The organism is Tardiphaga sp. 866_E4_N1_4, assembly GCF_052076075.1.
Classification (GTDB): domain Bacteria; phylum Pseudomonadota; class Alphaproteobacteria; order Rhizobiales; family Xanthobacteraceae; genus Tardiphaga; species Tardiphaga robiniae.
Map to the genome: position 1 here is coordinate 6382344 of NZ_CP197242.1, position 20390 is coordinate 6402733.

Consider the following 20390-nt stretch of genomic DNA (forward strand, 5'->3'; position numbering starts at 1 on the left):
CATGAAACCTCTCGACATCGCACTGGCCGTCGCAGTGGCCGTGATCTGGGGCGTCGGCTTCGTGCTGACCCGGATGGCGGTCGACGAGATGTCGTCGACGCTGCTCACCACGCTGCGCTTCGGCATCACGGCGCTGCCGTGCCTGTTCCTGCCGAAGCCGAAGCTGTCATGGCTGCTGATCGTCGCCACAAGCTGGCTGCTGGTGGCGCAATTTCTGGCGCAGACCTATGGCATGGCACATGGCGTGCCGGCCGGGCTGACCTCGGTCATCGTGCAGAGCCAGGCGCTGTTCACCGTGGGGGCCGCCGCGCTGTTCCTGCGGGAATTGCCGACGCGGCAGCAGGTGATCGGTATTATCATCGCCATGGGCGGGCTGCTGATGATCTGCTTCACGGTCGGCTATGACTTCAGCGTGTTCCCCTTCATGGTGCTGATGACCGCGCCGATAAGCTTTGCGTTCTCCAATCTGCTGCTGCGGCGCGCGCAGGGCGTGGCGATGCTCGATCTGTTCGCGTGGATCAGTCTCGTGGCGCTGCTGCCGTTGCTGGTGGTGCTGTTCAGTGTCGATGGCGCGAGCACGACGTGGCAATCGCTCACGCATGCCTCGCTGAAGGCCTTCGCCTGCGTACTGTTCCTCGCGGTGGTCGGCACCACGCTGGGTTATTGGATCTGGGGCCGGCTGTTGCGAGACTATTCCGCGGCTCAGGTTGTGCCGTTCGCGCTACTGGTGCCGTTTATCGGCGCGGCCGCGTCGAGCGTCATGTTCGGTGAACAGTTTGGATCGCTGCGGCTCGCTGGCATGATCGTCGTCGTCTGCGGCATTGCCGTTATGTTGCTGTCGAAGCGCCCGCCCACGCTTGTCGAGGTGGTTTGAGGTCATGTCGCAACAACTCTTGTTCGCCTTTATCGTGTTCGCCATCGTGATGTTCTTCACGCCCGGCCCGAACAACATCATGCTGCTCGCGTCGGGGCTCAATTTCGGCTTTCGTCGCACGCTGCCGCATGTCTTCGGCGTCACCGTCGGCTTCGCCTTCATGGTCGCCGTCACGGGCCTCGGATTGGGGGCGGTCTTCACCTCCTATCCGGTGCTGCACACGATCCTGAAATATGCCGGCGCGGCGTATCTCGTTTATCTCGCCTTTGCGATCGGGATGTCCGGTCCACCCAACCCCGGTGATGCCGAACGGCGCCGGCCGATGACGTTTTTCGGCGCAGCGCTGTTTCAATGGGTCAACGTCAAGGGCTGGGTGATGGTGATCGGCACCATCACCGCCTATGCGGCGATTGCGAACTATCCCTGGAACATCCTGCTGCAGGTCGCCCTGTCGCTGCTGCTCGGGTTCGTGTCCTGCGTCACCTGGGTGCTGTGCGGCACCTCGCTGCAATCGCTGGTAAAATCGCCTGGCGCGGTCAGGGCGTTCAATATCGTCATGGGGCTGCTGCTGCTGGCCTCGCTGTATCCGGTGCTGGTCGAGCTATGAGCCTGACGCGCAGCGTAAAATCACCGTCACGGGCTTGTCTCGCGGCACCCGTCGCCCTAGAAACCGGCGGCAATTCATGGTCTTCGGCCATTCGGCCTGAGACCGGTTCGAACGGGCAGCTTTGAAATATAGTTGCTGAAGAGAGGAAATACCCATGCGAGTTTATTACGATCGCGACGCCGACCTGAACCTGATCAAGGGCAAGAAGGTCTGCATCGTCGGCTACGGCAGCCAGGGCCATGCCCATGCACTGAACCTCAAGGACTCCGGCGTCAAGGACGTGGTCATTGCGCTGCGCAAGGGCTCGGCCACCGCGAAGAAGGCGGAAGCCGCCGGCTTCAAGGTGATGGAAGTCGCCGAGGCCGCCAAGTGGGCCGACCTGATGATGATGCTCACCCCGGACGAATTGCAGGGCGACATCTATCGCGACCACATGCACGACAACATGAAGAAGGGCGCAGCGCTCGTCTTCGCACACGGCCTCAACGTGCACTTCAACCTGCTCGATCCGCGCGAAGATCTCGACGTGCTGATGATCGCGCCGAAGGGCCCAGGCCACACCGTGCGTTCGGAATATCAGCGCGGCGGCGGCGTGCCCTGCCTGATCGCGGTTCACAAGGACGTTTCGGGCAACGCCCATGACCTCGGCCTCAGCTACGCTTCGGCAGTGGGCGGCGGCCGCGCCGGCATCATCGAGACCTCGTTCAAGGAAGAGTGCGAAACCGATTTGTTCGGCGAGCAGGCCGTTCTTTGCGGCGGCACCGTCGAGCTGATCCGCGCCGGCTTCGAGACGCTGGTGGAAGCCGGCTACGCGCCGGAAATGGCTTACTTCGAGTGCCTGCACGAACTGAAGCTGATCGTCGACCTGATCTATGAAGGCGGCATCGCCAACATGAACTACTCGATCTCCAACACGGCCGAATACGGCGAATACGTCACCGGTCCGCGCATCGTCACCTCGGAAACCAAGGCCGAGATGAAGCGTGTGCTGACCGACATTCAGTCCGGCAAGTTCGCGCGCGACTGGATGCTGGAGAACAAGGTCAACCAGGCCTCGTTCAAGGCAACCCGTCAGCGCAACAACGCGCATCCGATCGAGGAAGTGGGCGCCAAGCTCCGCGACATGATGCCGTGGATCAAGGAAAAGGCGCTGGTCGACAAGACCAAGAACTAAGCGCCGCTGCAGACGCAGCTATCGACGGGACCGCGGCAACGCGGTCCCGTTTTAGTTTGCAGATACTGCTACGCGCGCCCGCCGACGTTGCAGTATCGCCGCCGTGATCCTCAGCACCATCACCACAATCAATGGCATCAGGAACCAGACATAGTTCGGCATTTGCGGAATCCGCATGCCGAAGCTCACCATGAACTGGAACCAGAGATAATAGATGCCTGTCGTGTGCAGGATGCGCCACGTGCGTGGGCCGATCGTGGCCGCCGTCCGGTCGAATGATGTTACCGCCATCGCGATGATGAAGGCATAGCCGATGCCGCCGAAAATGTAGGAGGCGGGCGTCGTTGCCACAGCGTAGTCAGCGGGCGCCATCACGGCGAAGCAGACGATGGCGACGGCGTGAATGGCGTGAGACGCCGCGAAAGTCAGCCCGAGATAGCGGCGGTTGCGCCGCAGCCAGCGGGTGCCGGATGCCGGCCACAGCAGGGCCAGCGCAGATGCCGCGAAAGCGAGGCAGAAGAACAGCAGCGAGCTGCGCGCCGTGAACCGGATCACCATCCTGACGCCATCGACCTCGAAGCCGCGCATGCCGGCGATCCAGGTACTGAGCGCGGTGAGGACCAGTGTCAGCACGGCGAGCAACCGCCAGCTCTCGAACCAGTTGCGACGATCCCGTGTCATTACGTTCCCCCTGTGTTGCCGTATGTAATCACCAGTTACATTCGGTGCAGGCGGTCCGGTCAATTATGTAATCGCTGATTACATTCACGATACGGTGATGCTATGCTGAGGCATGTCCAAGTCCGCAAAGCCGCCGCCGTCCAGATCGGCATCGAAGCCGCCTGTGCGAAAACGAGCCGCCCGGCCATCGGTCGTGCCACGTGCCGCGAAGGGGCGAACGGCAACGTCGCCGAAGACCTATCATCACGGCGATCTGCGCCGTGTGCTGATTGCGGCGGCGCTTGAACTGGCCGAGGAGGGCGGCGCGGATGCCGTCAGCGTGCGCGAGGCCGCGCGGCGCGCCGGCGTGTCGCCGGGAGCGCCGTTCCGGCACTTCCCGAGCCGCAATGACCTGATGAGCGCGGTGGCCGCAGAAGCGCAGCGCCGTTTCCGTAGCGCGATTGCTACCGCGATCGCCGAAACGTCCTCCGAGGATCCGCTGGTTCGGTTTCGCGCGTTTGGCCTGGCCTATCTGCGCTGGGCGATGAAAAATCCTGCGCATTTCGAGGTGATCTCAAGCGGGAAGTATTTTGCCCATGACCAGTCGGCGGCGGTGCGTGAGGACAATGCCGAATTGATTGACATGACCGGGCAGTTGCTCAGCGATGCGCAGGACAGGGGCCAGTTGCGCTCCGCGGATCTCCGCATCATGAAGATCGCAGGTCGCGCGCTGGTCTATGGTTTTGCCCGCATGAATATCGACGGTCATTTTCCGCGCTGGGGTGTCGCGGATGCCGAGGCGGATCAGATGGCAGAGGCGATCATCACGCTGTTCGTCGATGGTATCGCAAAGCCTGTCTGAGCGGCGTTTCGCTCGAATGCTCATCGAACCTGCGCGGCTTGCTGTCGCAGATAGACAAGAGCGCGCCGATCGTGAAAAACCAGCGAGGCTGCGATCCGTAACTCTCGCCGTGACCGCGGCGATGCGGTCTCGGTCCCGGCCGAATTTACGGGCCATCACATCTCAGGTGCTTTCATGCGATCCATCGTCATTACCGGCGTCTCCACGGGGATCGGCCACGCCGCCGCGAAGCTTCTACTCACGCGCGGTTTTCGCGTATTCGGCAGTGTCCGTAGGCAGGTCGATGCCGAGCGCTTGCAAGCCGAGTTCGGCACGAACTTCGTCCCGCTGCTGTTCGATGTCACCGACGAGACCGCTGTGTTGGCCGCCGCTGCGCAGGTACGCGCCGCGCTGAACGGCGAGACGCTGGCGGGCCTCGTCAACAATGCCGGCGTCGCGGTGCCGGGTGCGCTGCTCGATCTGGCGGTGGACGAGTTTCGCCGGCAGATCGAGATCAATGTGATGGGGCCGGTGATCGTCACCAAGGCCTTCGCGCCGCTGCTCGGCACCGATCCCGCGCTGACAGGCACGCTCGGACGCATCGTGATGATGAGTTCGGTGTCAGGACAGTTCGGCAATCCGCTGCTGTCGCCCTACAGCGCGTCGAAATTCGCACTCGAGGGATTGGCCGAAAGCCTGCGGCGCGAATTCATGCTGTTCGGCATCGATGTGCTGGTGATCGCGCCGGGCGCCGTGCGCACGCCGATCTGGGACAAGGCCGAGGCGATCGATATGGCGCGCTTCGATGCGTCCCCGTTTCTGCCGGCGCTAACGAAGCTGCGCGGGATGCTGATGAAGCTGGCGAAGAACGGGCTGCCGCCGGAGCGGATCGGCGAGCTGGTTCATCAGGCGTTGACCGTATCCCGCCCGAAACTGCGCGTGGTGGCGTCGCCCGAGCCGGTGCAGACATGGATCGCCGGCTGGCTGCCGCGGCGCTGGCTGGACGGCATTATGGCGAAGCAGTTGGGATTACGGCCCAAATAGCGGGGCCACTTGTCGCCTCGACAGGGGGGCCAAAATGGCCTAATTGGTCCTACCAGATTGGTAGGGTCAGCTTATGCTCGCTGCGGTCAGTACCGACACCTCCGACGCTGTTCGGAAAATGCTCGAATTCGTCCGGCACCACCGGCTTGCGAAAGGCGACCGGCTGCCGTCGGAGCGGGATCTGTCGGAACGGTTCGGCGTGACGCGCGGATCGGTCCGCGAGGCGCTGGCGGTGCTCGATGCCATGCGCATCACCGAGCGGAAGCCCAAATCTGGCATCTATCTGCGCAATGCGCTGGAAGACAGCGGGCTCGATGCGCTGGTGCTGCAGGCCGATCTCGGCCTGCCATTCGATGCGCAGGTGACCCGCGATGTTACCGAGGCCAGAATTCTTTGCGAGGAGCAGGCGTTCCGGCTGGCCTGTCAGCGCCGCACCGACGCCGATCTCGCCAGGCTGCATCAGCTGCTCGACACCTATGCGGCGCTTGTCGCCAGTGGCAGCAACCTCGCCGATGAGGACGTGGCATTCCATCTCGCCGTTGTCGCGGCGAGCCAGAACCGCGTGCTGGTGCGCACGCTGACGCCGCTGATGCTGATGAGCACGGGCTGGCGGCGCCGCTATTTCGCCTCCGCGGAAATCCGCCAGCGCTCGCTCGATGATCACCGCGCTTTCGTCGCGGCGATCGCCGTGCGCGACGAAGCGACCGCCACAATGCTGGTGCATCGCCACGTGCAGACCGCAGCCGAAGACGTCCGTGCGCTGGCCGCGCAGGGCGCCACGGACTCCGACAGCAAGGACTGATCACGACGAACACACGCATCTGACGAGCCGTTCAACAATCCCGACAAACGGGAAGGCTCGGATCGCATACGGCAACGGCCGTCACTTATGGAAACGCAAAAAGAAGGACAGAAAATGCGTATCACGACGACTTCCAGGGCCGCGCCAGTGGCCGCCAGCATCATGGCTGCGTTCGCAGCTGCGATTGCACTGGCCGCGAGCCCGGCACTGGCGCAGAAGGTATATGGCCCCGGCGCCTCTGACACCGAAATCAAGATCGGCAACACGGTGCCCTATAGCGGCCCGGCCTCGGCCTACGGCATTCTCGGCAAGGCCTACGGCGCCTATTTCAAGAAGATCAACGACGAGGGCGGCATCAACGGCCGCAAGATCGTCTTCATCTCCTATGACGACGCCTATTCGCCGCCGAAGACGGTGGAGCAGACCCGCAAGCTGGTCGAGAGCGACGAGGTGATGGCGATCGTCGGCAATGTCGGCACCGCCGCGAATGCCGCAATCCAGAAATACGTCAATGCCAAGAAGACGCCGCAACTCTTCCTGGCGACCGGCGCCACGCGCTGGAACGATCCGAAGCAGTTTCCATGGACCATGGGTTGGCTGCCGAGCTACCACGCCGAGGCTGCGGCCTACGCGAAGTATCTCCTGAAGGAGAAGCCGGATGCCAAGATCGGCGTGCTCTATCAGAACGACGATTTCGGCAAGGACTATCTGAAGGGATTGAAGGACGGTTTTGGCGACAAGGCGTCCTCGATGATCGTGATGGAGGCGAGCTATGAGGTTTCCGAGCCGACGATCGACTCGCAAATCGTCAAGCTGAAGTCCGCCGGCGTCGATACGCTGTTCTCCTTCGCTGTCGGAAAATTCGCCGCGCAGTCGATCAAGAAGGTCGCCGAACTCGGCTGGAAGCCGCTGCATATCGTGCCGAATGCGAGCTCGTCGCTGGGCAGCGTGATCCGTCCGGCAGGTTTCGAGAATGCGCAGGACGTTTTGTCGGCAACCTTCGCCAAGGATCCGACCGACCCGCAGTGGAAGGACGATCCGGGCATGCAGAAGTTCTACGCCTATGTCGAGAAATACATTCCGGAAGGGAAGGCGATGGAGAGCACTGTGCTGTCCGGCTACAGCATCGCCCAGACCATGGTCGAGGCACTGAAGCAGTGCGGCGACGATCTCACCCATGAGAACCTGATGAAACAGGCCGCCAACCTCACGAACGTGCAGCTCGACGGGTTGCTGCCGGGCGTGACCGTCAACACCAGCCCGACCGACTTCTCGCCCATCGACCAGTTCCAGATGATGAGCTTCAAGGGCGAGCGCTGGCAGCGCTTCGGCGAGATCATCAAGGGCGAGATGCCGACCGCAGTGCGGTAGGCGTGGGATGACGACGGCAGGCGGCGCCCGGACCGGGACCGCCTGCGTCGAAAGGTTCATTGTCCGTTCATGACGCCTGTATTACGATTTTGTGACATTCCGCAGGGTCCGGTCGCGGTGTGAGCCGGTTGGCCGTTGCCAGACAGGGCAGTTTTCTTGCCGGGTGTTCGCAGGCAAGTCATGCTGCCGTCGCCGATCTCAGTCTCTCCGGCGCAAGCCGGCCGCCGCTTCAAGGAGCGGTTAGCGGCGTCTTGGCAAAATGCCCGGCACCGGCCGCTGCGCACGGCGCTGATCGCTGCGATCCATACGCTCGCGATCTACGTTCTGGCCTCGGTCGAATACGGCCCGTTCGCCAACACGCTGGCGCTGTTCACTTGGGCCTTGCTCAATTTCCTGTTCCTCGCGCTGTTCAAGCGGCCCGGGGTCAGCGCGGTGCTGTCGCTGCTGCTGGTCACGGCGTTGATCGTGCTGTCGCAGTTCAAGTTCGGCATCACGCAGCTCACGCTGACCTTCCTGGATTTCTTGATCATCGATCGCGACACGATCTCGTTCCTGCATTCGATCTTCCCGCAATTGCGCACCCATCTGCTGATCGCCGCTGCCGTCGCGCTGCCGATCCTGTGGCTGATCTGGCGCGCCGATCCGTTCCGCCTGCGCCGCCGTAGTGCGCTGGCCTGTGCGGGCGTCTGCCTGGCGGTGATCGTCGGCCTGTCTGCGGCCAATCCCGAGAAGCCATGGGAGCCGTTCCAGGGCGTCAATCACATTTCCAATCTGGCGCGTTCGGGCGTGGTTTCGGTGTCGCATCTGACCGCGACGGGATGGATCGAGGCCGACTCCAAGAGCCTCGTCAGTTCGGCGTTGGCATCGCCGATGACCACCTGCGAGCCGGGCGTGAAGCGGCCGAACATCGTGATGGTGCTGGACGAGTCGTCCTTCGACATTTCCGCGGCGCCCGGGATCAAGGTCCCGGCCGGCTATCACGATAACTTCAAGTCGTCGGATGGCCAGCAGCGCGCGCTGATCACCGAGTCCAGCGGCGGCCCGACCTGGTACACCGAGTTCAATATCTTCACCGGACTATCTGCGCGTTCTTTCGGTGCGCTGAAATTCTATGTGACGCGTATCGCCGCCGGAAAGATCTCGCGCGGCCTGCCGCAGGCGCTGCAGCGCTGTGGTTACAAGACCTTCTCGCTCTATCCGACCTACGGCAATTTTCTCAGCGCCCGCAGCTTCCAGGAGGGCGCGGGCATCGATCGCTTCATCGACATGGCGGCGATGGGCGTCAGCGAGGACATGCAGCCCGACAGGTTCTATTTCGATCAGGCCAGGGATCTCATCGCGCGCGAAAGCAAGACCGACCAGCCGGTTTTCGTGCTGGTCTATCTCACCGCCAATCACTTCCCGTGGACCACGACCTATCGCGACGACCTGACGCCGGCCGGCTGGCAGGCGCCGGGCAATACGGCCGAGGTGGATGAGTATATCCGCCGTCAGGCGATGACGGCTGCGGACTACAAGGCCTTCGTCGCGCAGCTCCAGAAGGATCATCCGGTCGAGCCATTCCTGCTGGTGCGGTTCGGCGATCACCAGCCGGCGATCGCGCAGAAACTGCTGGAGCCCGAACTGCCGCAGCCGAAGCGCGCCGACCGGATCATGACGCATGACCTCAGATACTACACGACCTATTACGCCATCGACGCGCTGAACTACCGGCCCGAACTATCGTCGGCGCTGCCTGTGCTGGATGCCGCCTATCTGCCGCTCATGATGCAGGAGGCCGCACGCGTGCCGCTCGATCCGTCCTTCGTCGAGCAGAAGAAGATCATGCTTCGCTGCAGGGGCGTGTTCTATGGCTGCAAGGGCGGCGATGAAGCCAGCCGATTCAATCGCTGGCTGATCGATGCGGGGCTGATCAAGGATCTATGAGTTGGCTGGGGCTGCAACGGGTGAGGACGGAACCTACCAGTTCCGTCGATCCCGTTCGAGCCAAGTTCATTGCTCGTTCGTGACGATTGCATTACAAATTAATGACATATCGCAGTTTCCGGCTGCGACATGCGCCCTCTGGCCGTCGCCAGCCCAGGCCCGAGGCTTCGCCGGTGGTGTTGCGTGCCGCCATGGCGCCTCCGCTCAATCCAGTACCCAGCGTCTCGACAACTGCTGTCGCCGCGCCGACCAGCGTGTGGCGGCTGTTGGCCGTGGCTGCGCCGCATTTCGGCGCGCTGCTGGTGATGTTCCAGACCGAGACAGATCTGGTGGGTCGGATCGGCTTCGTGCTGGCCTGGGCCATTCTCAACTTCTTCTGGATTGCGCTCTTGCGCCGCCCCGCGCTGTCGGGGGCGCTGTCGCTGACCCTGGTCGTCATCTTGGTGCTGCTGTCGCGGTTGAAGCACGACGTGGTCCAGATGACCGCGAACTTCGTCGACCTGATGGTGATCGACCGCGACACCGCGGCTTTCCTGTTCACGATCTTCCCGAACCTGCGCTGGTCGGCCGTCGGCGCCGCCGCAGTCGTGCTGCCGCTGATGTATGCGTTGTGGTGGCTCGATCCGTTCCGCATTCGCCGGCTGCCGGCGCTGGCCGCGCTGATGGCTGGGCTAGCCGCCTTGACCGGCTATGCGCTAGCCTGGCCCGATGAAGCCTGGCGCGGCTATTACGACGACGGCTATCTGTCGAAATTCGCGCGCTCCGGCGTCACCGCCGTGTCGGACTTCAGCAGCTACGGTTTCATGGAATCCGACGCGGTCCTCACCGAGCGGCTGAAACTACCGCTGGAGGATGCATGCCATCCCGCAGGACGTCGTCCGCACATCATCATGGTGCATGACGAGTCGTCCTTCGATATCCGTCAGGCTGCGGGCGTGAAGACGCCGAAAGGCTATGGCAGCCACTTCAACTCATGGGACGGCAAGGCGCGCAAATTTCTCGCCGAAAGCAATGGCGGGCCGAGCTGGTTCACCGAATACAACGTGCTGGCCGGACTCTCGTCGCGCTCGTTCGGGCCGTTCTCCTATTTCGTCACGCGCATCGCTTCGGGCCGTGTCGAGCGCGGGTTGCCGCTGGCGCTGCGCCGCTGTGGCTACAGCACTATCTCGCTCTATCCGGCCTTCGGCGCCTTCATGAGCGCGCGCAGCTTCCAGACCACCACCGGTGTCGAGCGCTTCTATGATGCCAAGGATCTCGGCGCTAAGGGCGTCGAGCCCGACAGTTTCTTCTACGATTCCGCGGCGCGCCTGATGGCCGAGCAACCGCCGGCTAATCCGCTGTTCATGTTCGTCTATCTCGCGGCCAATCACTTTCCGTGGGAAACCAAATTCCGCCCCGACATGACGCCGGGTTGGCGCGCGCCGGGGAACGTGCCGGTGGTCGATGAATATCTGCGCCGGCAGGCGATGAGCGTCGAACACTACGGCGCGTTCGTCGCGAAGCTGAAGAAGCAGTTTCCGGCGCAACCATTTCTGATCGTGCGCTACGGCGACCACCAGCCGGAATTCGCCCCGGCGCTGCTCGATCCGGCATTGGGCGAGGCGGGTCTCGGCAAAAAGCTGCAGAGCTACGATCCGCGCTACTACGCGACCTATTACGCCATTGACGCGATCAACTTCGAACCTGTGAAGAGCGCGACGGTGATGGATACGATCGACGGACCGTATCTGCCGTTGGTCATTCAGGAGGCCGCGGGCATTCCGCTGGATCCGTCCTTCGAGGAGCAGAAGAAGATCATGCTCCGCTGCAAGGGACTATTTTACGCCTGCAAGGACGGCGCAGAAGCGCGGAGATTTAATCGGTTGTTGATCGATGCGGGAATGATCAAGAACTTGTAGTGCCGCATTTGATCGTCATTCCCCGGCAAACCAAGTGGTTTGTCGGGGAATGACGAGCTTGGAGCCATCCTACTTCGCCATTTTCTCCCACATCCATGTCGCCACGCTCTCCGGCGAACTCATCGCATCATTGCCCGCCGCTCGCAGGTTGGCTGCGCGCATCAGCGGCAGATCGATCTTGCCGAGCAGCGGCTGCAACGCATTTCTGAGCTTCTCGTCACCCGCGCGCTCCGGCGCCAGCAGCATGATCGCATCATAGGGCGGGATCGCATGCTTGGGATCCTCCAGCACCACGAGATCGTATTTCGCGATCAGCCCGTCGCTGGTGTAGCCGGCAATGACGTTGACCTCGCCGGAGGCCACGGCGGCATACATGAAATCCGGTTGCATGGTGCGCTGCGCCTTGAACGACAAGCCATAGGCCGTTTTCAGCCCGGCCCATTCCGGCCGCGAAAAGAACTCATAATCGCCGGCGATGGTCATGCTGCCGCTCAGCGCCGCGAGATCGGCCGCCGTCCTGATCCCCAGCGACTGTGCCTTCTGGCGCGGCATCACCAGCGCATAGGCATTGGCGAAGCCGAGTTCGCCAAACAGCGTGATATTGGCTTTCGCCAGTGTGGTCTTCAGTTCGGCGAGAAGCTGCTCGCGCGGCAGGATCTCGCTGCGGTGAAACTGGTTGGCCCACAGCGTGCCGGAATAGTCGATGTAGACATCGATATCGCCCGAGGCCAGCGCATCGTAGATCACGCTGGAGCCCAGGCCCTGCCGCGTGGTGGCGGGCAGACCGGCCGCCTGCAGCCGCTGTGACATCAGCGCGGCCAGCACATATTGTTCGGTGAAGGTCTTAGCGCCGACCACGATACGTGTGCCGGAGCGAGCGAATGACGGCGCGAGTGTCACGATCACCAGCGCTGCGATGCCGAGCACGCCGATGGCCGTACGGACGCGGCTGCGCAGGCGGATGCCGGTCTCGATCAGCGAGAGCAATTGATCGACGGCCAGCGCAAGAATTGCCGCAGCGACGCAGCCGAAGATCACCAGCACCCAGTTCTGGGTCTGCAGGCCCGCGAAGATGTAGTTGCCGAGACTGGTCTGGCCGATCGGCGTCGACAGCGTCGCGGTGCCGATGACCCACACCGCCGAGGTGCGGATGCCGGCCATCATGACGGGCAGGGCGAGCGGCAGTTCGACCATGGTGAGCGATTGCCGCGGCGTCATGCCGACGCCTTGGGCCGCCTCGGTGAGCGCGGGATCGACGCCGTTCAGCCCCGTGATGGTGTTGCGCAGCACCGGCAGCATCGAATACAGCGCCAGCGCCAGCACCGCGGGCAGGAAGCCGAAGGCCGAGAAGCTGGCGCCGAGATATTGCAGCGACAGCGCTGCGAGCGCGAGCAGCAGCGGATAGAACAGCGCCAGCAGCGCGAGGCCGGGTACGGTCTGCACGATGCTGGCGATGCCGAGCAGCGCGCTGCGCAGCACCGGCCGTTGCCGTGCGACGATCGCAAGCGGCAGGCTGATGACGAGGCCGAGTGCCAGTGCGGCGAGGCTGACGCGGACATGGCTGCCGAGATAATCCGGCAGATGCCCAAGTGCATCGCTCCAGCGCGGATCGGTGAACAGGCTCATGTCGCGCCGCCTTGGGGCGCCGCACCATCCTTCGGCAGCAGCATCTGAAGTCGTTTCGCCTGCCGGCGCGGTGTGCCCAGCAACTCACCGACATAGGGATCGGTGCTTTCGGACAACTCAGTGGGCGTGCCCTCCGCGAGCAGTTTGCCGGAGCGCATCACCGCGATCCGGTCCGCGAGCAGGATCGCCTCGGTCATGTCATGGGTGATCATGATGGTGGTGAGGCCCAGGCTGCGATGCAGCGCGCGGTAGTCATCGCCAAGCGCATCGCGGGTCAGCGGATCGAGCGCGCCGAACGGCTCATCCATCAGCACGATGCGCGGCTTCGCAGCCAGCGCCCGCGCGACGCCGACGCGCTGGCGCTGACCGCCGGAGAGCTCGTGCGGGAAGCGGTCGCGATGCCGTTTGCGGTCGAGGCGCACGAGATCGAGCAGTTCATCGACACGCGCGGCGATCTCCCTGGGGGGCGTGCCCAGCAATCTGGGCGTGATGCCGATATTGTCCGTGATGCTCATATGCGGAAACAACCCGCCGCTCTGGAACACATAGCCGATGCGCCGGCGCAGTTCGATGGGATCGACCTGCGCGACGTCCTCGCCGGCGATGGTGATGTGTCCCGCGTCCGGTGCGATCAGCCGGTTGGCCAGCCGCATCAGCGTGGTCTTGCCGGAGCCGGAGCCGCCGACCACCGCGAGGAATTCACCCTCTGCGACATCGAGCGAGACACCGTCGACGGCGTGAATGCGGCCGCCGTCGAAGCTCTTGCTGACATACTTGAAGGCGATCAGGGGCGGGGCGGAGGTCATATCCCGGACTATCACAGGCGCGACAACCGACCAAGCTTGGCCGGGCCGTTGAATTCTCAGCCCTGCAGCGCTAAGCCAGTCCCGGAACAAAAACACTTTTGGGGAACGCGCGTGCAGGCAGGTGAGGCCGCGGCATCGACGGCGGTGGCGCTTGATGACGCGACAGTGGCGTTCGGTATTGCCGACAACCGCATCTATACGGCGGTGGAGAAGGCGACACTCCGGGTCGCGGATGGCGAGTTCGTGGCCATCGTCGGGCCGACCGGCTGTGGCAAATCCACACTTCTCAATGTCGCTGCCGGGCTGCTGGCGCCAGCCTCTGGTGCTGTCCGGATCTTTGGTCAGCCGCTGGGCGGACTGAACGCGCAGGCCGGTTACCTGTTTCAGGCTGATGCGCTGTTTCCCTGGAAGACCGCGCTCGACAATGTCGCTATCGGGCTGGAGATCGCCGGCATAGCAGGCGACGAGGCGCTGGCGCGGGCGCAGGAGTGGTTGACCTCGGTCGGGCTCGGCGCGTTCGCCGGACGTTATCCGCATATGCTGTCAGGCGGCCAGCGCAAGCGCATCGGTCTTGCGCAGGTGCTGATCCGCAATCCGAAAATCCTGCTGATGGACGAGCCGTTCGGGCCGCTTGACGCACAGACCCGGCAGGTGATGGGCAACTTGTTGCTGGATCTGTGGAGCAGGGATCGCAAGGCGGTGCTGTTCGTCACCCATGATCTCGAAGAGGCGATCGCGCTGGCGGACCGCGTCGTCATCATGTCGGCGGGGCCTGGCTCGCGTATCATCGGCGACTGGAAGGTGCCGCTGCCGCGGCCGCGCGATATTTTCGAAGTGCGGCTCGACAAGGAGTTTCACGCGCTCCATCGCGAGATCTGGAGCGTACTGAAGGACGAAGTGATGAAGGGCTACGCGCAGTCCGCTGGTATGGGAGCCGCGTCATGACGCGTCCTGTATTGCTGCTGTGTCAGGTGCTCGTCGCCGCGGTCGTCATCGGGCTATGGCACCTCCTCACCACCGTGCCGGTGTTCGGCCGCATCCTGCTGCCGCCGTTCTTCTTCTCCAACCCCTGGGATGTCGGCAGCCAGATTGTTAGCTGGTTCGCGTCAGGCATTATCTGGATGCATCTCGGCATTACACTGCTGGAATCCGTGCTGGCCTTTGTCATCGGCTCGACGCTGGGCGTGCTGATCGGCTTCTGGTTCGCGCGCCAGCCGCGTCTCGCCGCGATTTTCGATCCCTATGTGAAGATGGCCAATGCGCTGCCGCGCGTGGTGCTGGCGCCGATCTTCGCGCTGTGGCTCGGGCTCGGCATCTGGTCAAAAGTCGCGCTCGGCGTCACGCTGGTATTCTTCATCGTCTTCTTCAACGTCTATCAGGGCGTCAAGGAAGTCTCGCCCGCGGTACTCGCCAATGGCCGCATGCTGGGCATGAGTGAGCGGCAATTGATGCGCCATGTGTTCTGGCCGTCGGCGCTGTCATGGATGTTCTCGTCGCTGCACACGGCCGTCGGCTTTGCCGTGGTCGGCGCCGTGGTCGGCGAATATCTCGGATCGGCGGCCGGGCTCGGTTACGTCATCCAGCAGGCGGAGGGCACATTCGACGTCGCCGGCGTGTTCGCGGGCATGTTCGTGCTGTCGGCCTTTGTGATCGCCATCGATATTCTGGTGACGATGGTCGAGAAGCGCTTGCTGGTGTGGAAGCCGGATGTGAGCGAAGGGCGGAGCTAGGCTACCTCACACTGTCATTCCGGGGCGCGCGCATCTTCGCGCGCGAACCCGGAACCTCGAAATGTTCATCATCTCTTCGCCGCCTAGCATCGAGATGTGATGAACATGTCGGGATTCCGGGTCTGCGCTTCGTCCGGCGTTGCCGGACGAAGCGCATCCCGGAATGACAGTTCGGCCGTTACGGCAGCGGCTTGGTGTCGTCCGGCGCCTGTGGCGGAGTCTTGATGGCGACGGCGCGGAACGGTTTGCCATCCGGCTTGGTGCCGCCATGGGGCGTGCCCTTCGGGATGATGATGAGGTCGCCGGCCTTGACCTGAACTTCCTTGTCGCCCAGCCACACGGTGCCAGTGCCTTCGAGGATGTACTGGATCTCGTTGGTGTTGGGATGCATGTGCTTCACCACATTGCCGTCCTGCACCGAGATGGTCGCGCCGTCGGCCTGCATGAACATCTTGGAGCGGAAGCCGGTGAGTGAGGCCGGGCCGAGTGCGTCGCCGACGAGTTCGGGGACGTGGATGACCTGGGCGGTGATGTTTTCCGCGGCCTGTGCCGGCGTGATGCCCTCGGGCACGAGATGCGTGATGAGACAACCGGCGGCGAAGGCTGCGGTGATCGAGAGTGTCGCAGTGATGAGCTTCATGAACGTTCCCCCTGGATGACAATGATTTGCCGCGCGGATGCTATGTCGCGGGACGTGGGTTGACCAGTGCCGCCTTTCCAACCGGCGGAGGCTCCTCTATCCTCCGCGCCTGATAGCAGCGGAGGAAACAATGACAACAAACATAAAAACCGGCTTGAGCCGTTTATTCCTTGCACGTCTTCTCCTTGCGAGCCTTTTGTCGGTGTTTCTCGTTAATCCCGCTGCAGCGCAAACCAAAGTGACCATCGCCATCGGCGGCGGGGCGTGCCTGTGCTATCTGCCGACCGTGCTGGCCAAGCAGCTCGGCGAATACGAGAAAGCGGGTCTCGCCGTCGAACTGGTCGATCTCAAGGGCGGCTCCGATGCGCTGAAGGCTGTGCTCGGCGGCAGCGCTGATGTGGTCTCCGGCTATTTCGATCATTGCGTCAATCTCGCCGCCAAGAAGCAGGAGCTGCAGAGCTTCGTCGTCTATGACCGCTATCCCGGTCTCGTGCTGGTGGTGTCGCCGAAGCACACCGGCAAGATCACGTCGATCAAGGATCTCGCCGGCAAGAAAGTCGGCGTCAGCGCGCCGGGCTCATCGACGGACTTCTTTTTGAAGTATCAGCTCAAGAAGAACGGTCTCGATCCGGCCGGTACCGCCGTGATCGGCGTCGGCCTCGGCGCGACCGCGGTGGCGGCGATGGAGCAGGGCCAGATCGAAGCCGCCGTGATGCTCGATCCTGCCGTCACCGTGCTGCAGGGCAGTCACAAAGACCTCACGATTCTCAGCGATACCCGAACACAGAAGGACACGCTTGCAGTATTCTCCGGCGAATATCCCGGCGGGGCGCTGTATTCGACGACCGCATGGGTTAAGGGGCACGAGAAAGAAGTGCAGGGGCTGACCAACGCGATCATGAACACGCTGAAATGGATCCACAGTCATACGCCGGAAGAAATCATGGCGAAGATGCCCGAAGGCATCGTCGGCAAGGACAAGGAGCTCTATCTCGCAGCGCTCAAGAACACGCTCCCGATGTATTCGGAGACGGGGCTGATGGATCCGAAGGGCGCCGCCGCCGTGCTCGCCGTGTTCAGCGAAGGCTCGCCTGAGGTGGCCAAGGCCAATATCGATGTCAGCAAGACCTACACCAATCGATATGTCGAGCAGTTCGCCAAAACGATGGGGACGAATGCGAAGTAGGGTCTGCGCATGATGACGCCGGTCATTCACCGCGTCACGCAACTCGACCTCACACGCAGTGATTGGCAGTGGCCGTTCGCGCGTGAGCGGCGGGACGAGATCGACGCTCACTTCGCACGCAAGCGCGCCGAGAAGCCGCGACTGTTCAATGGGAGCGTGTTGCTGGCGCGCAATGCGCAGTTCACTGGCAACCAGTTTAGCGCGGAATATTTCGAGACCGATTTTGCGAGCTTTCTGGCGTGGCGGGATTGGCACTGTCCCGATCCGGATGTGTTCAACGGATTTGGCATGGGCGCGCTGCGTGCCAGCGACGGCGCCTTCGTGCTCGGCGAGATGGGCCAACATACATCCAATGCCGGACGCATCTATTTTGCAGCGGGCACGCCCGATCTGGACGACCTGCGCGGCGACGTAGTCGATATTGCCGGCAGTGTGACCCGTGAAGTCGAGGAAGAGCTCGGCCTCACAGAAGCCGATTACCGCGCCGATGCCGGCTGGTCATGCGTCGTGACGGACTTCTCGGTAGCGATGATGCGTCTTCTCGATGCGGATCAGCCGGGTGAAGCGCTGCGCAGCACCATCGAAGCCAATCTTGCCGGTCAGGCGTCGCCTGAGCTGAGCGGAATTCATCTGGTGCGCAGCGAAGCCGACTTCACCCCGACGATGCCGCTGTTTGTGACAGCGTTTATGACAGCGCAGCTGACGCCAGCGGCGTGATCTGCTGGTATTGCGGGGACCGGCACGCTACGCTTGCAATTCCCGTGTCCCGGAGTTGCCGATCTCATGTCTGCCAAGCCAGTTGTGTCCGCGTTGAAGTCCTATATCGAGCCGTATCGGGTCGACGGTTCGAAAGCTTTCCACCTCAAGGCGCATGACACCAATGGCAGCGGCGGGCTGCACAAGGAAACCGGCAAGAAGATCATCGAGGCCAACCGCCGCCGGCTGCAGGAGCTGCAGGAAAAGCTCTATGCACAGGATCGCTGGTCACTGCTGCTGATCTTCCAGGGCATGGATGCCGCCGGCAAGGACAGCGCCATCGAGAGCGTGTTCGACGGCATCAATCCGCAGGGCTGCGAGGTGCATTCGTTCAAGACGCCGTCGTCGAACGAGCTCGATCATGATTTCATGTGGCGTCACACCATCGCGCTGCCACAGCGCGGCCGCATCGGCATCTTCAATCGCTCTTACTACGAGGAATGTCTCGTGGTTCGTGTGCATCCGGAGATTCTAGCCAAGCAGAAGATCCCGGCGGAGCTGGTGACAAAAGATATCTGGCGCGAGCGCTTCGAGGACATCACCGCCTTCGAGAAATATCTCGCGCGCAACGGCACCGTGGTGCTGAAATTCTTTCTCAACGTCTCCAAGGAAGAGCAGCGTGAGCGCTTCCTCGATCGTCTCGAGCAGCCGGCGAAGAACTGGAAGTTCTCATCGGCCGATATCGCCGAGCGCGCGTTGTGGGACAAGTATCAGGAGGCCTATGAGGACCTGATCAAGCATACGTCCTGCGAGGAAGCGCCGTGGCATGTGGTGCCGGCGGATCGCAAATGGTTCTCGCGCGTGGTGATCGGCTCGGCCATCGTCAACGCATTGGAGAAGCTGGACCTGCACTTTCCGACCGTGGACGGCGAGGCGAAGAAGGACTTTACGCTGATCCGCGAGGCGCTGGAGAAGGAAGGGCCGCCGCGGGAAGGCAAGCCTGTGGTGAAGAAGGTCGCTAAAAAGAAGGTGGCCAAGAAAAAGGTGGCGAAGAAAACGTGATATTTTCTGGCTGTCATCCCCGCGAAGGCGGGGATCCATACACGCCGAAGAGGCCGTTCGTACGTTGTCGTCGCGACTCTGCCGTTTTGATTAGTTCGACCGTGGCTATGGGTCCTCGCCTTCGCGGGGATGACAGCTACGGCAGGCTAGTTTAACTCAGCTTCAATTCCTTCAGCACCTTTGCCACGTTCTCTTGCGCCGCATCCGTCAGCGGCAGCACCGGGCGCGGTGGTTTCGCATCCGTCAGCCCCATCTGCTCCGCAGCCGCATACATCACGCGCAGGCTGGAAAACTGCTTGAACAGATCCCAGAGCGGTTGCATCGCGTTGTTGAGGCGGCGCGCTTCGTCGGCATTGCCGGCCTGCGCTGCGCGGGTGATGGCCAGACAACTCTTTGGAAACAGGCCCGCCGCCACGCAATACCAGGCATCGCCGCCGGCCAGCAGCGTCTCCATCGAATTCCAGTCCCCGGCATAGCCGACCGAGAAGCCTGATGGCACGGCAGCGCGCATCTGCTTCAGGTGATCTGCGGCGAGGCCGGCTTCGGGGGAGGTGCCCTTCACGGCGACGACACCGGGAATACGTGCGATGCGGCCGACCAGGTCGGGCGTGAACTTGAAATGCGTGGTGGCGAAATTGTCGTAGATCACGATCGGCAATTTGCTTGTCTCGGCAACCGTCCTGAAGTGCTCGAACACCTCGTCCTCGGTCAGCGGCGTGTAGGACACTGGCGCGAGCAGGCCGGCGGCGGCGCCGGCGGCCTTGGCATCCCGCGCTAGTTCGATCGTCTCGTCGGTGCGCAGCGCGCCGATGCCGACCAGCACGGGGACGCGGCCGTTCACCTCCGCAACGGCGGCTTCAGTGGCACGCCGACGCTCGTCACGGCTGAGAAACGGATACGATCCGGTGCTGCCCAGGAGGCCAATGGAATCGACCTTGGCCGCCGCCAGCGGCGCCACCAGCCGCCGTAGCGCGGGCGTATCGACCCTGCCATTCGTATTCATCGGCGTGATCGGGAAAGCGGATAATCCCTCAGCAAAAGTCATCGTCCTGTCCTCGCAATTGCCGTTCGGTCTTAGGGCAAAAGGATGGCTGCGAAAACGTCCAGTTGGGGATGTTCTGGCTAGGCCAGTCGGCCACGCGCCCGAGCGCTTCCCAGAAGGATTTAGGTCAGTCTTCCTGACCCTCTTAACCGTTGCAGGGCCCCGCATTTGTCGTCTAGAACGACCCTAGGCCCTCGTCGGCAACGAACCATCAAGGGTTTTCCTTGAGACTGGTTTTGGCCGAGGATGTGGGCCTGAAGGTGTGGCAATGCTGATTCGCAGCGACATGGTTGGAGTTTCCGGGGAAGTGGCTGTTGCCGCTGGTCCCGACGCGATTCCGGCTGCGCTGCGCTCGAACCTCCTTCTTGGCGGGCTGCTTCTGCTTATCTGCCCCTGAGCGCCGTC

General features: G+C 62.7%; 19 protein-coding genes. 14 read left to right on the forward strand and 5 right to left on the reverse strand.

The genetic code is table 11. From position 1 onward, the window contains the following. Position 1 precedes the first annotated feature (1 nt). The 3 genes from AB8B20_RS30620 to ilvC all read left to right on the forward strand — a co-directional run bounded on the left by AB8B20_RS30620 (position 2) and on the right by ilvC (position 2655). The gene (locus AB8B20_RS30620) at positions 2–874 is read left to right on the forward strand and encodes an EamA family transporter (protein ID WP_439070852.1); all 873 of its coding nucleotides are present in this window, start codon (positions 2–4) and stop codon (positions 872–874) included. 4 nt (positions 875–878) lie between these two features. Beyond that, the gene (locus tag AB8B20_RS30625) at positions 879–1481 is read left to right on the forward strand and encodes a LysE family translocator (protein ID WP_068738457.1); all 603 of its coding nucleotides are present in this window, start codon (positions 879–881) and stop codon (positions 1479–1481) included. A 154-nt stretch (positions 1482–1635) separates the two neighbouring features. Next, positions 1636–2655: a ketol-acid reductoisomerase gene (ilvC, locus tag AB8B20_RS30630; protein ID WP_089267877.1), complete on the forward strand. Its 1020-nt coding sequence runs from the start codon at positions 1636–1638 to the stop codon at positions 2653–2655. 51 nt (positions 2656–2706) lie between these two features. Here ilvC and AB8B20_RS30635 read toward each other — a convergent pair whose 3' ends face one another. Next, positions 2707–3336, reverse strand: coding sequence for a hypothetical protein (locus AB8B20_RS30635; RefSeq protein WP_439070853.1), 630 nt, complete (start codon positions 3334–3336; stop codon positions 2707–2709). A 163-nt stretch (positions 3337–3499) separates the two neighbouring features. On the opposite strand from AB8B20_RS30635, the gene AB8B20_RS30640 reads away from it, so the two are divergent. The 6 genes from AB8B20_RS30640 to AB8B20_RS30665 all read left to right on the forward strand — a co-directional run bounded on the left by AB8B20_RS30640 (position 3500) and on the right by AB8B20_RS30665 (position 11197). Beyond that, a complete protein-coding gene (locus AB8B20_RS30640) occupies positions 3500–4177 on the forward strand; it encodes a TetR/AcrR family transcriptional regulator (protein WP_439070854.1) in 678 nt (225 codons plus the stop codon). Positions 4178–4351: 174 nt separating this feature from the next. Then, positions 4352–5200: an SDR family NAD(P)-dependent oxidoreductase gene (locus AB8B20_RS30645; RefSeq protein WP_439070855.1), complete on the forward strand. Its 849-nt coding sequence runs from the start codon at positions 4352–4354 to the stop codon at positions 5198–5200. Positions 5201–5273: 73 nt separating this feature from the next. After that, the gene (locus AB8B20_RS30650) at positions 5274–6002 is read left to right on the forward strand and encodes a FadR/GntR family transcriptional regulator (RefSeq protein ID WP_439070856.1); all 729 of its coding nucleotides are present in this window, start codon (positions 5274–5276) and stop codon (positions 6000–6002) included. Positions 6003–6116: 114 nt separating this feature from the next. Continuing rightward, a complete protein-coding gene (locus AB8B20_RS30655) occupies positions 6117–7373 on the forward strand; it encodes an ABC transporter substrate-binding protein (RefSeq protein WP_439070857.1) in 1257 nt (418 codons plus the stop codon). Between the two features lie 180 nt (positions 7374–7553). Beyond that, a complete protein-coding gene (locus AB8B20_RS30660) occupies positions 7554–9299 on the forward strand; it encodes a sulfatase-like hydrolase/transferase (protein WP_439070858.1) in 1746 nt (581 codons plus the stop codon). Between the two features lie 191 nt (positions 9300–9490). After that, a complete protein-coding gene (locus tag AB8B20_RS30665; RefSeq protein WP_439072985.1) occupies positions 9491–11197 on the forward strand; it encodes a sulfatase-like hydrolase/transferase in 1707 nt (568 codons plus the stop codon). Between the two features lie 69 nt (positions 11198–11266). Here AB8B20_RS30665 and AB8B20_RS30670 read toward each other — a convergent pair whose 3' ends face one another. Both AB8B20_RS30670 and AB8B20_RS30675 read right to left on the reverse strand, forming a co-directional pair. Next, positions 11267–12823 (reverse strand): ABC transporter permease/substrate-binding protein, encoded by a 1557-nt coding sequence (locus tag AB8B20_RS30670; RefSeq protein ID WP_439070859.1) that lies wholly within the window; start codon positions 12821–12823, stop codon positions 11267–11269. Then, complete coding sequence (locus tag AB8B20_RS30675; protein WP_439070860.1) at positions 12820–13629, reverse strand: ATP-binding cassette domain-containing protein; 810 nt, start codon at positions 13627–13629, stop codon at positions 12820–12822. Before AB8B20_RS30675 ends, AB8B20_RS30670 begins: the two co-directional genes overlap by 4 nt. 111 nt (positions 13630–13740) lie before the next feature. On the opposite strand from AB8B20_RS30675, the gene AB8B20_RS30680 reads away from it, so the two are divergent. Beyond that, positions 13741–14574: an ABC transporter ATP-binding protein gene (locus AB8B20_RS30680; RefSeq protein WP_439070861.1), complete on the forward strand. Its 834-nt coding sequence runs from the start codon at positions 13741–13743 to the stop codon at positions 14572–14574. Continuing rightward, entirely contained in the window at positions 14571–15359 is a 789-nt protein-coding gene (locus AB8B20_RS30685) for an ABC transporter permease (RefSeq protein ID WP_439070862.1), read from the forward strand. Before AB8B20_RS30680 ends, AB8B20_RS30685 begins: the two co-directional genes overlap by 4 nt. A 178-nt stretch (positions 15360–15537) precedes the next feature. Here AB8B20_RS30685 and AB8B20_RS30690 read toward each other — a convergent pair whose 3' ends face one another. Continuing rightward, positions 15538–15999 carry a cupin domain-containing protein gene (locus AB8B20_RS30690; RefSeq protein ID WP_439070863.1) on the reverse strand — a complete coding sequence of 154 codons (462 nt, stop codon included), beginning with the start codon at positions 15997–15999 and terminating at the stop codon, positions 15538–15540. A gap of 130 nt (positions 16000–16129) precedes the next feature. On the opposite strand from AB8B20_RS30690, the gene AB8B20_RS30695 reads away from it, so the two are divergent. The 3 genes from AB8B20_RS30695 to AB8B20_RS30705 all read left to right on the forward strand — a co-directional run bounded on the left by AB8B20_RS30695 (position 16130) and on the right by AB8B20_RS30705 (position 18943). Further along, positions 16130–17185, forward strand: a complete 1056-nt coding sequence (locus tag AB8B20_RS30695) for an ABC transporter substrate-binding protein (RefSeq protein WP_439070864.1) — start codon at positions 16130–16132, stop codon at positions 17183–17185. Between the two features lie 9 nt (positions 17186–17194). Beyond that, positions 17195–17902, forward strand: coding sequence for an NUDIX hydrolase (locus AB8B20_RS30700; RefSeq protein ID WP_439070865.1), 708 nt, complete (start codon positions 17195–17197; stop codon positions 17900–17902). Between the two features lie 66 nt (positions 17903–17968). Continuing rightward, positions 17969–18943: a polyphosphate kinase 2 family protein gene (locus AB8B20_RS30705; protein WP_309946510.1), complete on the forward strand. Its 975-nt coding sequence runs from the start codon at positions 17969–17971 to the stop codon at positions 18941–18943. Between the two features lie 151 nt (positions 18944–19094). Here the strand turns inward: AB8B20_RS30705 and AB8B20_RS30710 are convergent, their stop codons facing one another. Next, positions 19095–19988 carry a dihydrodipicolinate synthase family protein gene (locus AB8B20_RS30710; RefSeq protein ID WP_439070866.1) on the reverse strand — a complete coding sequence of 298 codons (894 nt, stop codon included), beginning with the start codon at positions 19986–19988 and terminating at the stop codon, positions 19095–19097. Positions 19989–20390 lie beyond the last annotated feature (402 nt).

Bases quoted from the DNA above. Each gene is read 5' to 3' on its own strand.
- AB8B20_RS30650 (WP_439070856.1), top strand. From the start codon at position 5,274: ATGCTCGCTGCGGTCAGTACCGACACCTCCGACGCTGTTCGGAAAATG.
- AB8B20_RS30705 (WP_309946510.1), top strand. From the start codon at position 17,969: ATGTCTGCCAAGCCAGTTGTGTCCGCGTTGAAGTCCTATATCGAGCCG.
- AB8B20_RS30670 (WP_439070859.1), bottom strand. From the start codon at position 12,823: ATGAGCCTGTTCACCGATCCGCGCTGGAGCGATGCACTTGGGCATCTG.
- AB8B20_RS30625 (WP_068738457.1), top strand. From the start codon at position 879: ATGTCGCAACAACTCTTGTTCGCCTTTATCGTGTTCGCCATCGTGATG.
- AB8B20_RS30635 (WP_439070853.1), bottom strand. From the start codon at position 3,336: ATGACACGGGATCGTCGCAACTGGTTCGAGAGCTGGCGGTTGCTCGCC.
- AB8B20_RS30700 (WP_439070865.1), top strand. From the start codon at position 17,195: ATGATGACGCCGGTCATTCACCGCGTCACGCAACTCGACCTCACACGC.
- AB8B20_RS30620 (WP_439070852.1), top strand. From the start codon at position 2: ATGAAACCTCTCGACATCGCACTGGCCGTCGCAGTGGCCGTGATCTGG.
- AB8B20_RS30685 (WP_439070862.1), top strand. From the start codon at position 14,571: ATGACGCGTCCTGTATTGCTGCTGTGTCAGGTGCTCGTCGCCGCGGTC.
- AB8B20_RS30695 (WP_439070864.1), top strand. From the start codon at position 16,130: ATGACAACAAACATAAAAACCGGCTTGAGCCGTTTATTCCTTGCACGT.
- AB8B20_RS30690 (WP_439070863.1), bottom strand. From the start codon at position 15,999: ATGAAGCTCATCACTGCGACACTCTCGATCACCGCAGCCTTCGCCGCC.
- ilvC (WP_089267877.1), top strand. From the start codon at position 1,636: ATGCGAGTTTATTACGATCGCGACGCCGACCTGAACCTGATCAAGGGC.
- AB8B20_RS30665 (WP_439072985.1), top strand. From the start codon at position 9,491: ATGGCGCCTCCGCTCAATCCAGTACCCAGCGTCTCGACAACTGCTGTC.
- AB8B20_RS30655 (WP_439070857.1), top strand. From the start codon at position 6,117: ATGCGTATCACGACGACTTCCAGGGCCGCGCCAGTGGCCGCCAGCATC.
- AB8B20_RS30645 (WP_439070855.1), top strand. From the start codon at position 4,352: ATGCGATCCATCGTCATTACCGGCGTCTCCACGGGGATCGGCCACGCC.
- AB8B20_RS30710 (WP_439070866.1), bottom strand. From the start codon at position 19,988: ATGACTTTTGCTGAGGGATTATCCGCTTTCCCGATCACGCCGATGAAT.
- AB8B20_RS30660 (WP_439070858.1), top strand. From the start codon at position 7,554: ATGCTGCCGTCGCCGATCTCAGTCTCTCCGGCGCAAGCCGGCCGCCGC.
- AB8B20_RS30675 (WP_439070860.1), bottom strand. From the start codon at position 13,629: ATGACCTCCGCCCCGCCCCTGATCGCCTTCAAGTATGTCAGCAAGAGC.